This is a genomic window from Streptomyces sp. NPDC003023 (assembly GCF_042888225.1).
GTDB lineage: Bacteria > Actinomycetota > Actinomycetes > Streptomycetales > Streptomycetaceae > Streptomyces.
Genome location: NZ_JBIAPL010000004.1, coordinates 127,975 through 141,352, shown reverse-complemented (window position 1 = coordinate 141,352; position 13,378 = coordinate 127,975). Strand labels below are relative to the sequence as shown.

Here is a 13,378-nt window from a genome sequence, read left to right as displayed (position 1 = left end):
CCTCTGTTCAGCGCGCCAGACATGACGCTAGCGTGGTGGCACCTTTGCACACGCGGGAGCTCGGAGCACCGGGCTGAGAGGGCGCTGACCTTCGTACATCCGTACGGGACGAGCTGCGCCGACCGCCGAACCTGTTACCGGGTAATGCCGGCGTAGGGAGTAGGTCTCATGACCGTATCGGACGCACGCACGCCTGCCTCGAACCAGAGCGACGAGGCCGGGAAGTCCATCGGCTGGCACAAGGGATACGTCGAGGGCTCGCGCCCCGACCTCCGCGTGCCGGTGCGCAAGGTGCACCTCACGAACGGCAAGGACGTGACGCTGTACGACACGTCCGGCCCTTACACCGACCCGAACCTCGAGACCGATGTACGCCGCGGTCTGCCGGCGCTCAGGGAGAACTGGATCATCGGCCGCGGCGACACCGAGGAGTACACGGGGCGGCCCGTCCGTCCCGAGGACGACGGGATCAAGCACACGTCCCCCCGCGGTGGGCTGCGGAACCTCGACGCGGTCTTCCCGGGCCGCCCGCGCCAGCCGCGCCGCGGCCGCGAAGGCCGGGCCGTGACCCAGCTGGCGTACGCCCGCCGGGGTGAGGTCACCCCCGAGATGGAGTACGTCGCCATCCGCGAGAACGTCTCCCCCGAGGTGGTGCGCGAGGAGATCGCGGCAGGCCGGGCCGTGCTGCCGGCGAACGTGAACCACCCCGAGATCGAACCGATGATCATCGGCAAGCGGTTCCTGGTGAAGGTCAACGCCAACATCGGCAACTCCGCGGTCACCTCCTCGATCGAGGAGGAGGTCGAGAAGATGACGTGGGCGACGCGTTGGGGCGCCGACACGGTCATGGACCTGTCCACCGGTCGCAACATCCACACCACCCGCGAGTGGGTGCTGCGCAACTCCCCCGTACCGATCGGCACCGTGCCGCTGTACCAGGCGCTGGAGAAGGTCGACGGCAAGGCCGAGGAACTGACCTGGGACGTCTACAAGGACACGGTCATCGAGCAGGCCGAGCAGGGTGTGGACTACATGACGGTCCACGCGGGGGTGCTGCTGCGCTACGTGCCGCTGACGGCGCGCCGCAAGACCGGCATCGTCTCGCGCGGCGGCTCGATCATGGCGGCGTGGTGCCTGGCGCACCACAAGGAGTCGTTCCTCTACGAGAACTTCGAGGAGCTCTGCGAGATCCTCGCCGCCTACGACGTGACCTACTCGCTCGGCGACGGTCTGCGGCCCGGTTCGATCGCGGACGCCAACGACGAGGCGCAGTTCGCCGAGTTGAAGACGCTGGGTGAGCTCAACTCGATCGCCAAGCGGTTCAATGTGCAGACGATGATCGAGGGCCCCGGTCACGTCCCGATGCACAAGATCAAGGAGAACATCGACCTCCAGCAGGAGATCTGCGAGGAGGCCCCGTTCTACACGCTCGGCCCGCTCACCACCGATGTGGCCCCCGCGTACGACCACATCACCTCCGGCATCGGAGCGGCCATGATCGCCTGGTGGGGCACGGCCATGCTCTGCTACGTGACGCCCAAGGAGCACCTGGGCCTGCCGGACCGTGACGACGTGAAGACCGGCGTCATCACGTACAAGATCGCGGCCCATGCGGCGGACCTCGCCAAGGGACACCCGGGAGCCCAGGAGTGGGACGACGCGCTGTCCGACGCGCGCTTCGAGTTCCGGTGGGAGGACCAGTTCAATCTGGCCCTCGACCCCGACACGGCAAGGGCGTTCCACGACGAGACGCTGCCCGCCGAGCCGGCGAAGACCGCGCACTTCTGCTCGATGTGCGGTCCCAAGTTCTGCTCGATGAAGATCTCCCAGGACATCCGGCGCAAGCACGGCGGTGACCTGGGCGAGGGCGACGGTGGATCTCTGGAAGAGGCCGAGGCGGGCATGGCGGAGAAGTCCAGGGAGTTCGCCGCCTCGGGCAACCGGGTCTACCTGCCGATCGCGGAATGACATGACGCGTGGTCGCCGGTGCCGCCCCCTGTGGGGCGGCACCGCGACCAGCCGGTGCCGGTCACTCCGGCCGGTGCTCGGGCCCGCCGAAGTCGGGGCTGGAGAAGTCCGGGCTGGTGAACGTCGGCCGCTGCCCCGCGGTCGAGCCGTCAGCAGGGCTGGAGAAGTCCGGCCCGCTGTACCCGATCTTCGGGATACGGCTCACCGGCCGGGGCGGTCCCGTGGGCGACGGGTCTGTGCCGGGGTCGGCGAGCGCTGCTCTCAGGAAGGGCAGGATGCCGCGCTCCAGCAAGGCGTGACGCCACGCCTCCTTCGCCCGTGACACCTCTTCCGGCAGTTCTCCGGCGGCCGCGCCGTCCGCGACCTGTGTGGCGCCGTTGCGCAGGGCCGTCAGCAGCAGCCCCACCGCGGCGACCAGGATGGCGGCCGCCGTGAGCGCGCCGAAGAACCAGCCGGCCGTCAGAAGTGTGTCGGCGAAGGCCGGGGTGGGACTCAGCATCTTGAGGATGTAGCCGACGAGGAGGAAGATCGCCGCCGCCGTCCCCGCCAGGACGGGAGCGAGCACGGCGACGACCGCGCCCAGGCCGGCGCCGTCCGAGTCCTCGCCGGTCGCGGGCGCCAGTACGGAGTCGCGCACCGAGGCGGCCGTCGTGGGTGTGCGCAGCTCCTGGCGCACCTTCACGTAGTGCTCGTACTCGGCGGCGGCCGAGGCGGCTATCAGGGCCGTCGCGTTCAGTGCCATGGTGCGCAGCTGCTCGGCGTTGAGACGCAGCCCGACGGCGGTGAGGTCAGGGCGTTCATGGGCGTTGCGCAGTGCCTCGTCCAGGACCCGCCCGTACTCGGCACGGTCCTCGTTCAGCAGGTGCGGAGCGCTGTTCATGGTGCATCCCCCGATGCTCCGTAGGGCCGGACAGCCGTTGTGTGCCGGGCAGTTGGGCGGAAACGGAGGAGAGTCTGCTACGGATAGGCCGATGGTAGAGCGGTTACGGCACAGCTCGACAGGGGGTTTCCGTAAATCGCGTGTCGCGAGTCGGCTCAGTCCTTCAGGGGGAGTTGCTGGACAAGGAGCTTTCCGGCCATGGTCACGCCGCCGTCCATGGCGATGGCGAGCCCGTCCGCGTAGACGTGCGGACCTTCGACCTCGGGGCGCTCGCCGTCCTCGCCGTCCTCTGTGCCGACCTCGCCCAGCAGGTAGGGAATGGGGCTGTGACCGTGCACGATGCGCCGGCCGCCGTAGGCCGAGAGCAGTTCGCGCACGGCCTGCGGGCCGTCGTCGCGGAAGGCGAAGCGCTTGGTGAACTTGCGGAACAGGTCCCAGCACTCGTCGGCGTCGTTGCGGGTGAGGATCGCGTGCACGGTGTCGTTGACGTCCGCGATGGTGGATCCGTACTCGAGATAGGCGGTCGTGTCGGAGTGCAGCAGCAGGTGGCTGTCCTCCTCGACCACCGCGTCGAGCCTCGCCATCCACTGCAGGTGGACTTCCTGCAGCCGGTCCATGTCGGCCTTCTGGCCGCCGTTGAGGAGCCAGGCGGCCTGGAAGGTCGCGGTTCCCGCGCCGGAGTTGACCGGTGTGTCACCGAAGCGTTTGGCGCCGAGCAGCAGCAGTTCGTGGTTGCCCATCAGGGCCTTGCAGTAGCCGCCGGCGGCGGCCGCCTCGGCCGAGAGCCGCATGACGAGGTCGATCACGCCGATGCCGTCGGGGCCGCGGTCGGTGAAGTCCCCGAGGAACCACAGCCTGGCGTTGCCGGCGGCCCAGCGTCCCTCGGCGTCGATGAGGCCCTGCGCGGCCAGCGCCGCGACGAGTTCGTCGAGGTAACCGTGGACGTCGCCCACGACGTACAGGGGGCCGCGGCCGTCGGCAGCGGGTGTGTCGTCGGGTTCGACGTGGATCTGGACGGTGTCGCCGGGCCCGCCGCGGCTGATCACCGGAAGGTCGCGCGCGGTGGGTGTGTAACCCTCCGGCGGCTCGCCCTCCGGGAAGGCGTTCCCCGGATGGCCCGAATGGATCGGTTCCGCCGCGTGTGACTGCACGGGAACCTGCGCGTACGGCGGTACGCGGAAATCGCGCAACGTCGCCGTCCGGACCACGGGTCCTTGACCGGCCCCCTGAGTCATCGACCCCTCCACCACCGTCGCGCCGCCGTTCACCTCTCGGCCCAGCCTGGTCGGGGTGGTCCGCGGTGTCGTTCGCCCATCATAGGAATGAGCCAGGCGGTGTGTGACGCACCAGGGGTGGTGAATCCTCGCGGACCCCTGGTTGGCCGGGGGTTTCGCCCCAATTGCGAATGGTCTGGTCCTGCACGCGGCCACGGGCCGGGCATGTTCGGCGAGAAACCACCTGCCCGGCCCCGAGCTGCCGCACACGCCTCAGTTCTTGGAAGGGGACCGTGGCGCACTCACCGTCGTCCGCGGCGGGCGGCGCTGCGACGACGTCCTGACGATCAGTTCGGTGGGTATCACCTGCTCGACCGGCCGGTCCGTGTTGATTCCCTCGATCGCGTCGATCAGCAACTGGACGACCGCGGTTCCGATCCTTCTCGGCTTGAGCGAGAGGGTCGTGATGGGCGGTTCCGTCGTGGCGTACACGGTCGACTCGCTGCAGCACACGAGCAGCAGGTCCTCGGGAACGCGCAGGCCGTAGCGGCGAGCGGCGGCGAGCAGGTCGGTGCCGTTGGGGTCGAAGAGCCCGTACACGGCGTCCGGCCGGTCGGGCCTGGCGAGCAGCCGGTCGGCCGCGACGGCGCCGGCGCACGGGTCGTGGGCGGGGTAGGACTCGTACACGGGGTCCTGGCCGACGCGTTCGCACCAGTTGAGGTACGCGGTGGTCGACAGCCGGGTGTACGTGTCGGTGGTGGTGCCGGTGAGCAGGCCGATACGGCGGGCGCCGGCGGCGGCGAGATGGTCGAGCAGGTCGAGTACGGCGGCTTCGTGGTCGTTGTCCACCCAGGCGGTGACCGGGAGGGTGCCGGCGGGACGGCCGTCGGATACGACGGGGAGTCCCTGTCGCACCAGCTCGGTGACGACCGGGTCGTGGTCGGAGGGGTCGATGACGACGGTGCCGTCGAGGGCGACGTTCGACCAGACGTCGTGTCGTGAGGTGGCGGGCAGGATGACCAGTGCGTAACCGCGGGCGAGCGCGGCCGAGGTCGCGGCTCTGGCCATCTCCGCGAAGTACGCGAACTCCGTGAAGGTGAAAGGTTCATCCCCGTATGTCGTCACCGTCAGGCCGATTAAGCCCGACTTCCCGGTACGGAGGGTGCGGGCCGCGGCCGACGGGCGGTAACCCAGTCGGTCGGCGACCTCGCGGACGTGTCGGCGGGTGGCGTCCGGGAGCCGGCCCTTGCCGTTGAGGGCGTCGGAGACGGTTGTGATGGAGACGCCGGCCGCGGCGGCCACGTCTCTGATGCCTGCCCGACCCTGCCTACCGCCCCGGCGGGATGTGTCCGTCCGGCTCACCTGGTGCTTCCCTGCTGCTGTCATGGCGAGCCGATAGTAGGGCTCGTGGAGGGGGTCCGACCGGCCGCATATGCGCACGTTGACAGGCACGTTTCTGCAAGATCATCGAGCGTGAACTCCCTTGGAAATAAAGGTAGTTGAGGCTCAGCGCTGTGGAGTGGAGGGTGTCAGGGCGCTCAGGCCTGGAGAACGGCCCATGTCTCGAAGAGGTCTCAACTCATCACTACGAGGGATGCGCGCCACGGAGTGAGCCACCGGCGCGCGCCGGGATCACGAGCGCTCCCCCGGGCTGCACCCCCGGGAAGCCTTCCGGGAAGCCTTCCCGGAAGCCTTCCCGGAAGGCTCCGTGAGCGTTCCTTGCCGCCGCCCATTCGCAGCAGCGGCGAATCCTCATAAGGTGAGCAGTATTGATTGAGCGGTACCGAAGTGCATGGACGGTCGAGGAGGACCTGCGGTGAGCGAGACGAGCCCCAAGCTGCGCGCCGAGCTGGACGGCATCCCCACATACAAGCCGGGCAAGCCGGCGGCGGCAGGCGGCCCGGTCGCCTACAAGCTCTCCTCCAACGAGAACCCGTACCCGCCGCTGCCCGGCGTCATGGAGAGCGCGATCGCCGCGGCGCAGAACTTCAACCGCTATCCGGACATGGCCTGCACCGGGCTGATGAACGAACTCGCGGACCGGTTCGGCGTGCCGGTGAACCACCTGGCGACCGGCACCGGCTCCGTGGGCGTGGCGCAGTCGCTGCTGCAGTCCACCTCGGGCCCCGGCGACGAGGTGATCTACGCCTGGCGTTCCTTCGAGGCGTACCCGATCATCACGCGGATCAGCGGGGCGACGCCGGTGCAGGTTCCGCTGACCGAGGGCGAGGTGCACGACCTCGACGCCATGGCCGACGCGATCACCGACCGGACCCGGCTGATCTTCGTCTGCAACCCCAACAACCCGACCGGCACCGTGGTGCGCCGCGCCGAGCTGGAGAGGTTCCTCGACCGGGTGCCCTCGGACATCCTGGTGGTGCTGGACGAGGCGTACCGGGAGTTCATCCGTGACGCCGATGTTCCCGACGGTCTCGAGATCTACCGTGACCGGCCGAACGTCGCGGTGCTGCGCACCTTCTCCAAGGCGTACGGGCTCGCCGGTCTGAGGGTCGGCTTCGCCGTCGCGCACGAGCCGGTGGCCGCGGCGCTGCGCAAGACGGCCGTTCCCTTCGGGGTCTCGCAGCTCGCGCAGGACGCGGCGGTGGCCTCGCTCCGTGCCGAGGACGAGCTGCTCGGCCGGGTCGGCTCCCTGGTCTCCGAGCGCGCCCGTGTGCACCACGCCCTGCTCCAGCAGGGCTGGACGGTGCCCGAGACCCAGGCGAACTTCGTCTGGCTGCGTCTCGGGGAGCGCACGCTCGACTTCGCCGCGGCGTGCGAGAAGGCCGGCGTCGTCGTCCGGCCGTTCGCGGGGGAGGGTGTGCGGGTGACCATCGGCGAGTGCGAGGCGAACGACTTGTTCCTGCACACCGCCGAGACGTTCCGCAAGGAGTCCTGACCCGCCGGCGAAAAGCCCGGCCGAGGACCCCCGGTCCGGGGGTCCTCGGCCGGTGGCCGCCCGCGGCGCCCGCCGCAGCCGGGGCCCTGCCCGGCCCGCCAACGGTCTTCGACCCCCACGAGCAATGTGCTCGTGGGGGTTCTTGCATGCAAAGGGGTACCCCCGGTCAAAGCTCCCGAATGTGTGTGCGCCATAATGCTTGTGAATGTGAACGCGTTCACAAGCGCATCCCGGTTCCTCCCGTAATCAGCCCATAGGGAGGAGATCGGAAGCCGTATCGATCACGGCGACGTAAGGAGAGACGACGTGGACCTCGCTCTGGCGCCCGAGACCTTGGCGCGATGGCAGTTCGGCATCACCACCGTCTACCACTTCCTCTTCGTTCCCCTCACGATCTCGCTCGCCGCACTCACCGCAGGCCTGCAGACCGCCTGGGTGCGTACGGGGAACGAGAAGTACCTCAGGGCCACCAAGTTCTGGGGCAAGCTCTTCCTGATCAACATCGCCATGGGCGTGGTCACCGGCATCGTCCAGGAGTTCCAGTTCGGGATGAACTGGTCCGACTACTCACGCTTCGTCGGTGACGTCTTCGGTGCGCCGCTCGCCTTCGAGGCGCTGATCGCCTTCTTCTTCGAGTCCACGTTCATCGGGCTGTGGATCTTCGGCTGGGACAAGCTGCCGCAGAAGATCCACCTCGCCTGCATCTGGATGGTCTCGATCGGCACCGTGCTCTCCGCCTACTTCATCCTGGCGGCCAACTCCTGGATGCAGCACCCGGTCGGCTATCGGATCAACGAGGAGCGGGGACGGGCCGAACTCACCGACTTCTGGCTGGTCCTGACCCAGAACACCGCTCTCACCCAGTTCTTCCACACCATGACGGCCGCATTCCTGGTCGGCGGCGCGTTCATGGCGGGCATCTCGGCCTTCCACCTGGCCCGCAGGAAGCACATCCCGGTGATGCGGACCTCGCTGCGGGTCGGCCTGGTCACGGTCACGATCGCCGGTCTGATGACCGCGGTCAGCGGCGACCTGCTCGGCAAGGTGATGTACGAGCAGCAGCCCATGAAGATGGCGGCCGCCGAAGCTCTCTGGGACGGCGAGGCGCCCGCGCCGTTCTCCGTCTTCGCCTACGGGGACGTCGACAAGGGTCACAACAAGGTCGCCATCGAGATCCCGGGCCTGCTGTCCTTCCTCGCTCACAGCGACTTCGACTCCCATGTTCCCGGCATCAACGACATCAACGAGCAACTGCAGGAGACATACGGCCCCGGCGACTACCGGCCCAACATCCCCGTCGCCTACTGGGGCTTCCGCTGGATGATCGGCTTCGGTATGGCGTCGCTCACCATCGGGATGATCGGGCTCTGGCTGACCCGCAGGAAGTTCCTGCTGCCACCCGCGCTGCGCACCGGCGATGACGAAGTGCCGAACCTGGTGCTCTTCAGGAACAAGGCACTGAGCCCCCGGCTCGGCAAGTGGTACTGGCTGGTCGCCCTGTGGACGATGGCGTTCCCTCTCATCGCCAACTCGTGGGGCTGGATCTTCACCGAGATGGGCCGGCAGCCATGGGTCGTCTACGGCGTGCTGCGCACCCGTGACGCGGTCTCCCCCGGCGTCTCCCAGGCCGAGGTCCTCACGTCGATGACCGTCTTCACCCTGCTGTACGCGGTGCTCGCCGTGATCGAGGTCAGGCTGCTCGTGAAGTACGTGAAGGCCGGGCCGCCCGAGCTCACCGAGGCCGACCTCACCCCGCCCACCAGGATCGGCGGCGATCACCGTGACGCCGACCGGCCGATGGCCTTCTCCTACTGACCGCCGAGGAGCTGCTGAGGCATGGAACTGCACAACGTCTGGTTCGTACTCATCGCCGTCATGTGGATCGGCTACTTCTTCCTGGAGGGCTTCGACTTCGGCATCGGGGTCCTCACCAAACTGCTCGCCAGGGACCGCACCGAGCGGCGTGTGCTGATCAACACCATCGGGCCGGTCTGGGACGGCAACGAGGTGTGGTTGCTCTCCGCGGGCGGCGCGACGTTCGCCGCCTTCCCCGAGTGGTACGCCACGCTGTTCTCCGGCTTCTACCTCCCGCTGCTGCTGATCCTGGTCTGTCTGATCGTGCGCGGTGTCGCGTTCGAGTACCGGCACAAGCGGGAGGAGGAGCGCTGGCAGACCAACTGGGAGCACGCGATCTTCTGGTGCTCGCTTCTGCCGGCATTCCTCTGGGGCGTCGCCTTCGGCAACATCGTGCGAGGCGTGAAGATCGACGAGAACAAGGAGCACGTCGGCGGTCTGGTCGATCTCCTCAATCCGTACGCGCTGCTCGGCGGTCTGGTGACGCTCGCGCTGTTCACCTTCCACGGCGCGGTCTTCGCAGCACTCAAGACGGTGGGCGACATCAGAGTCCGGGCCAGGGCGCTGGCGCTGAAGCTCGGGTTGTTCACCCTGGTCCCGGCGCTCGGCTTCCTGCTGTGGACGCAGGTGTCGCGCGGTGACGGCAAGAGCCTGGTGGCGCTGGTCGTGGCGGTGGTGGCGCTCGCCGGAGCGGTCGTGGCGGTCAAGGCGGGCAGGGAGGGCTGGTCGTTCGGCCTCTCGGGCGTAAGCATCGCCACCTCGGTGACGATGCTGTTCCTCGCGCTCTTCCCGGACGTCATGCCGTCCTCGCTCGACGCCGCGTGGAGCCTGACGGTGACCAACGCGTCCTCGAGCCCGTACACCCTGAAGATCATGACCTGGTGCGCGGTCATCGCCGCACCGCTGGTGATGCTCTACCAGGGGTGGACGTACTGGGTGTTCCGTAAGCGGATAGGCACCCAGCACATCGCCGATGCCCACTAGCGGGGGATGTTTCACGTGAAACCGATCGACCCGCGGCTGATCCGGTACGCACAGGCGACCCGCTTCTTCCTGGCCTCTGTCGTGGTGCTGGGGATCGCCGGTGCGGCATTGGTCATCGCCCAGGCGATGCTCATCGCCGAGGTGGTGGTGGGGGCGTTCCAGGGCGGGCTTCCGGTGACCGCACTGACCGCGCCCCTGGCGATGCTGGCCGCGGTGGCGGTCGGCCGGGCGGCCGTCGCCTGGCTGACGGAACTGGCCGCGCACCGGGCGAGTGCCGCTGTGAAGTCCGAGCTCCGGCGCCGACTGCTCGCCCGCGCCGCCGACCTGGGGGCCGGCCGGCTGAACGGACAGAGCACCGGGTCGCTCGTCGCGCTCGCGACGAGGGGCGTCGATGCGCTCGACGACTACTTCTCGCGCTACCTGCCACAGCTCGGGCTCGCGGTCGTGGTCCCGGTCGCGGTGCTGGCCCGGATCGTGACGGAGGACTGGGTCTCGGCAGCGGTCATCGTGGTGACCCTGCCGCTGATTCCGCTCTTCATGGTGCTCATCGGCTGGGCCACCCGGAGCAGCATGGACCGGCAGTGGCAGCTGCTGTCCAGGCTCTCCGGTCACTTTCTGGACGTCGTGGCGGGACTGCCGACGCTGAAGGTCTTCGGACGGGCGAAGGCACAGGCCGAGTCGATCCGGACGATCACCACCCAGTACCGGCAGGCGACCCTGCGCACCCTGAGGATTGCGTTCCTCTCGTCCTTCGCGCTGGAACTGCTCTCGACGCTGTCGGTGGCCCTGGTCGCCGTCGGTGTCGGTATGCGCCTGGTCCACGGCGATCTGGATCTGTACACGGGACTCGTCATCCTGATCCTCGCTCCCGAGGCATACCTTCCGATCCGGCAGGTGGGGGCACAGTTCCACGCCGCCGCGGAAGGGCTCTCCGCCGCGGAGGAGATCTTCGACGTACTCGAGACCCAGCCCCGGCGGACGGGCGGGTCCGCCGTTCCGGGCGCGCTGCGGCTGGAGGTCGAGGCGGTGACGGTCCGCCACAAGGGCCGCAGCGAGGCGTCGTTGGACTCCGCCTCGCTGGTGGTGGAGCCCGGCGAGACGGTCGCGCTCGTCGGCGGGAGCGGAGTCGGGAAGTCCACCCTGCTCGATGTACTGCTGGGCTTCTCGGACCCGGCGGAGGGGCGGGTGCGTGTCGGAGGCACGGACCTGGCCGACCTGGAGATGGAGCGGTGGCGGGAGCGCATCGCCTGGGTGCCCCAGACTCCCTACCTCTTCGCCGGGACGATCGCCGAGAACGTGCGGCTCGCGCGGCCGGACGCGGATGACGCGACGGTCCGCTCGGCGCTGCGCCAGGCGGGGGCGTACGAATTCGTCTCAGCCCTCCCCCACGGCCCGGACACGCAGATCGGTGAGGACGGCACCGGGCTCTCGGCCGGTCAGCGTCAACGGCTCGCGCTGGCGCGGGCGTTCCTCGCGGACCGGCCGCTGCTCCTGCTGGACGAGCCGACGGCCGCACTGGACGGCGCCACGGAGGCCGGCATCGTCGAAGCCGTGGGCCGGCTGGCCAAGGGCCGCACGGTGCTGCTCGTCGTACACCGGCCGGCGCTCCTGGCGGTGGCGGATCGGGTGGTCACCTTGTCCAGAGCTGGTGCGAAGGACTCGGACGACGGCACGCCGACCACCCCGACGGGTCCTGCGGGCATCCCGGCGCAGGTGGCCGCTTCGGCACCGGCGGGCGCCCCGCTGGCTGTCGTCCCGGTGCCCGCGGACGCTCCGCCGCGGGCCACGGCCCGCAAGGGTGCGGCTGCGCTGGTGCGGGTACGGGCGTCCGCGCAGCACCTGCGCGGACGGCTCGCACTCGCCCTTCTGCTGGGCAGCCTCGCCCTCGGCTCCGCCGTGGGGCTCATGGCCGTCTCCGGCTGGCTCATCTCCCGTGCGTCCGAACAGCCCCCGGTGCTGCATCTGATGGTCGCTGTGACGGCGACCAGGGCCTTCGGCATCGGACGGGCCGTGTTCCGGTACGCGGAGCGCCTCGTGTCGCACGACGCCGTCCTGCGGATGCTCGCCGAGACGCGTGTCGCGGTGTACTCCAGGCTCGAACGCATCGCGCCCGCCGGACTGGGCCGGACCCGGCGCGGTGACCTGCTCTCCCGGCTGGTCACCGACGTCGACGCACTCCAGGACTACTGGCTGCGCTGGTTGCTGCCCGCCGCCACGGCCGTCGTCGTGGGCGGCGGAGCCGTCGGTTTCACCGCATGGCTGCTGCCGGAGGCGGGCGCGGTCCTCGCCGTGGGCCTGCTCGTCGCCGGAGTCGGTGTGCCGCTGGTCGGCGGAGCGTTCGCCCGCCGCGCGGAGCGGCAGCTCGCTCCTGCCCGCGGTGCTCTGGCCACCCGGGTCGTCGACCTGCTCCGCGGTACGGCCGAGCTGACTGTCGCGGGCGCGCTCCGACGGCGCCTCGACTCGACCCGTGACGCCGACCGGACCCTGACCCGCATCGCCGCGCGGCAGGCAGCCGCCACGGCGCTCGGCGGCGGACTCTCGGCGCTCGCCTGCGGTCTGACCGTGGTGTGCGCCGCGTGGGTCGGCGTGCACGGGGTGGCTCAGGGCCGTCTCGACGGGCTCAGCCTGGCGGTCGTCGTCCTCACGCCGCTCGCCGCGTTCGAAGCCGTCTCCGCTCTGCCCCTGGCGGTGCAGTACCGGCGCCGGGTCGCACGCGGTGCGGAGCGGGTGCTCGAGGTGCTCGACGCGCCCGTTCCCGTACGGGAGCCGGAACGGCCGGCCGCTCCTCCCGCCACGGCCTTCCCGCTGGCACTGCGGGGGATCGACGCCCGCTACGCGGATCAGGACCGGGACGCGCTGAGCGGCTTCGACCTGACGCTGACACCGGGCAAGCGGGTTGCCGTCGTCGGGGTCTCGGGCTCGGGCAAGACGACGCTCGCCCAGGTCCTGCTCCGGTTCCTGGACGCCGGCGCGGGCACGTACACCATCGGTGGCGTATCCGCGGAGTCGATGGAGGGGGACGCGGTGCGGCGATTCGTCGGGCTGTGCGCGCAGGACGCCCACATCTTCGACAGCACGGTGCGGGAGAACCTCAGGCCGGCGCGCACGGATGCGACGGACGACGATCTCAGGCGCGCTCTGGAGGATGCCCGGCTGCTGGAATGGGTCGATGCCCTGCCCGACGGCCTCGACACGCTCGTCGGTGAGCACGGTGCCCGGCTCTCCGGCGGCCAGCGTCAGCGGCTGGCCCTGGCACGAGCACTTCTCGCGGGGTTCCCGGTGCTCGTTCTGGACGAACCGGCCGAGCATCTCGACCTGGCGACGGCGGACGCCCTCACGGCCGATCTGCTGACCGCGACCGCCGGGGCGTCGGCGCCCGCGACCGTCCTGATCACGCATCGCCTGCGTGGCCTGGACGCGGTCGACGAGGTCGTCGTCCTCGAGGCGGGGCGGGTCGTGCAGCGCGGACCGTACGGGGACCTCGCCGAGATCGAGGGCCCGCTGCGGGCGATGCTGGAACGTGAGCGGGTCACGGACGAACTGAGTGCCCGACTTTCCACGGCAAATGGGACTAACTAGTCT

8 protein-coding genes and 1 riboswitch are annotated in these 13,378 nt (G+C 69.6%); of the genes, 5 read left to right on the top strand and 3 right to left on the bottom strand.

Annotated features, from left to right (window positions below; translation table 11 throughout):
- Nucleotides 1-42: 42 nt before the first annotated feature.
- Nucleotides 43-176, top strand: a riboswitch (TPP riboswitch).
- A complete protein-coding gene (gene thiC, locus ACFYV1_RS15725) occupies nt 169-1,968 on the top strand; it encodes a phosphomethylpyrimidine synthase ThiC (RefSeq protein WP_389396023.1) in 1,800 nt (599 codons plus the stop codon). It overlaps the preceding riboswitch by 8 nt.
- Before the next feature lie 61 nt (nt 1,969-2,029).
- Here the strand turns inward: thiC and ACFYV1_RS15720 are convergent, their stop codons facing one another.
- The 3 genes from ACFYV1_RS15720 to ACFYV1_RS15710 all read right to left on the bottom strand — a co-directional run bounded on the left by ACFYV1_RS15720 (nt 2,030) and on the right by ACFYV1_RS15710 (nt 5,448).
- Nucleotides 2,030-2,848: a hypothetical protein gene (locus tag ACFYV1_RS15720; protein ID WP_389396022.1), complete on the bottom strand. Its 819-nt coding sequence runs from the start codon at nt 2,846-2,848 to the stop codon at nt 2,030-2,032.
- Between the two features lie 155 nt (nt 2,849-3,003).
- Nucleotides 3,004-4,098 (bottom strand): metallophosphoesterase, encoded by a 1,095-nt coding sequence (locus ACFYV1_RS15715; RefSeq protein WP_389396436.1) that lies wholly within the window; start codon nt 4,096-4,098, stop codon nt 3,004-3,006.
- Nucleotides 4,099-4,335: 237 nt separating this feature from the next.
- Nucleotides 4,336-5,448: a LacI family DNA-binding transcriptional regulator gene (locus ACFYV1_RS15710; protein ID WP_389396021.1), complete on the bottom strand. Its 1,113-nt coding sequence runs from the start codon at nt 5,446-5,448 to the stop codon at nt 4,336-4,338.
- A gap of 430 nt (nt 5,449-5,878) precedes the next feature.
- Here ACFYV1_RS15710 and hisC point away from each other — a divergent pair, with 430 nt between their 5' ends.
- The 4 genes from hisC (at nt 5,879) to cydD (ending at nt 13,375) form a co-directional block, all read left to right on the top strand.
- Nucleotides 5,879-6,958 (top strand): histidinol-phosphate transaminase, encoded by a 1,080-nt coding sequence (gene hisC / locus ACFYV1_RS15705; RefSeq protein WP_389396020.1) that lies wholly within the window; start codon nt 5,879-5,881, stop codon nt 6,956-6,958.
- A gap of 306 nt (nt 6,959-7,264) precedes the next feature.
- A complete protein-coding gene (locus tag ACFYV1_RS15700; protein WP_389396019.1) occupies nt 7,265-8,773 on the top strand; it encodes a cytochrome ubiquinol oxidase subunit I in 1,509 nt (502 codons plus the stop codon).
- A gap of 21 nt (nt 8,774-8,794) precedes the next feature.
- The gene (gene cydB / locus ACFYV1_RS15695) at nt 8,795-9,796 is read left to right on the top strand and encodes a cytochrome d ubiquinol oxidase subunit II (protein ID WP_389396018.1); all 1,002 of its coding nucleotides are present in this window, start codon (nt 8,795-8,797) and stop codon (nt 9,794-9,796) included.
- Nucleotides 9,797-9,802: 6 nt separating this feature from the next.
- Nucleotides 9,803-13,375 (top strand): thiol reductant ABC exporter subunit CydD, encoded by a 3,573-nt coding sequence (gene cydD, locus ACFYV1_RS15690; RefSeq protein ID WP_389396017.1) that lies wholly within the window; start codon nt 9,803-9,805, stop codon nt 13,373-13,375.
- The last annotated feature ends 3 nt before the right edge of the window (nt 13,376-13,378 follow it).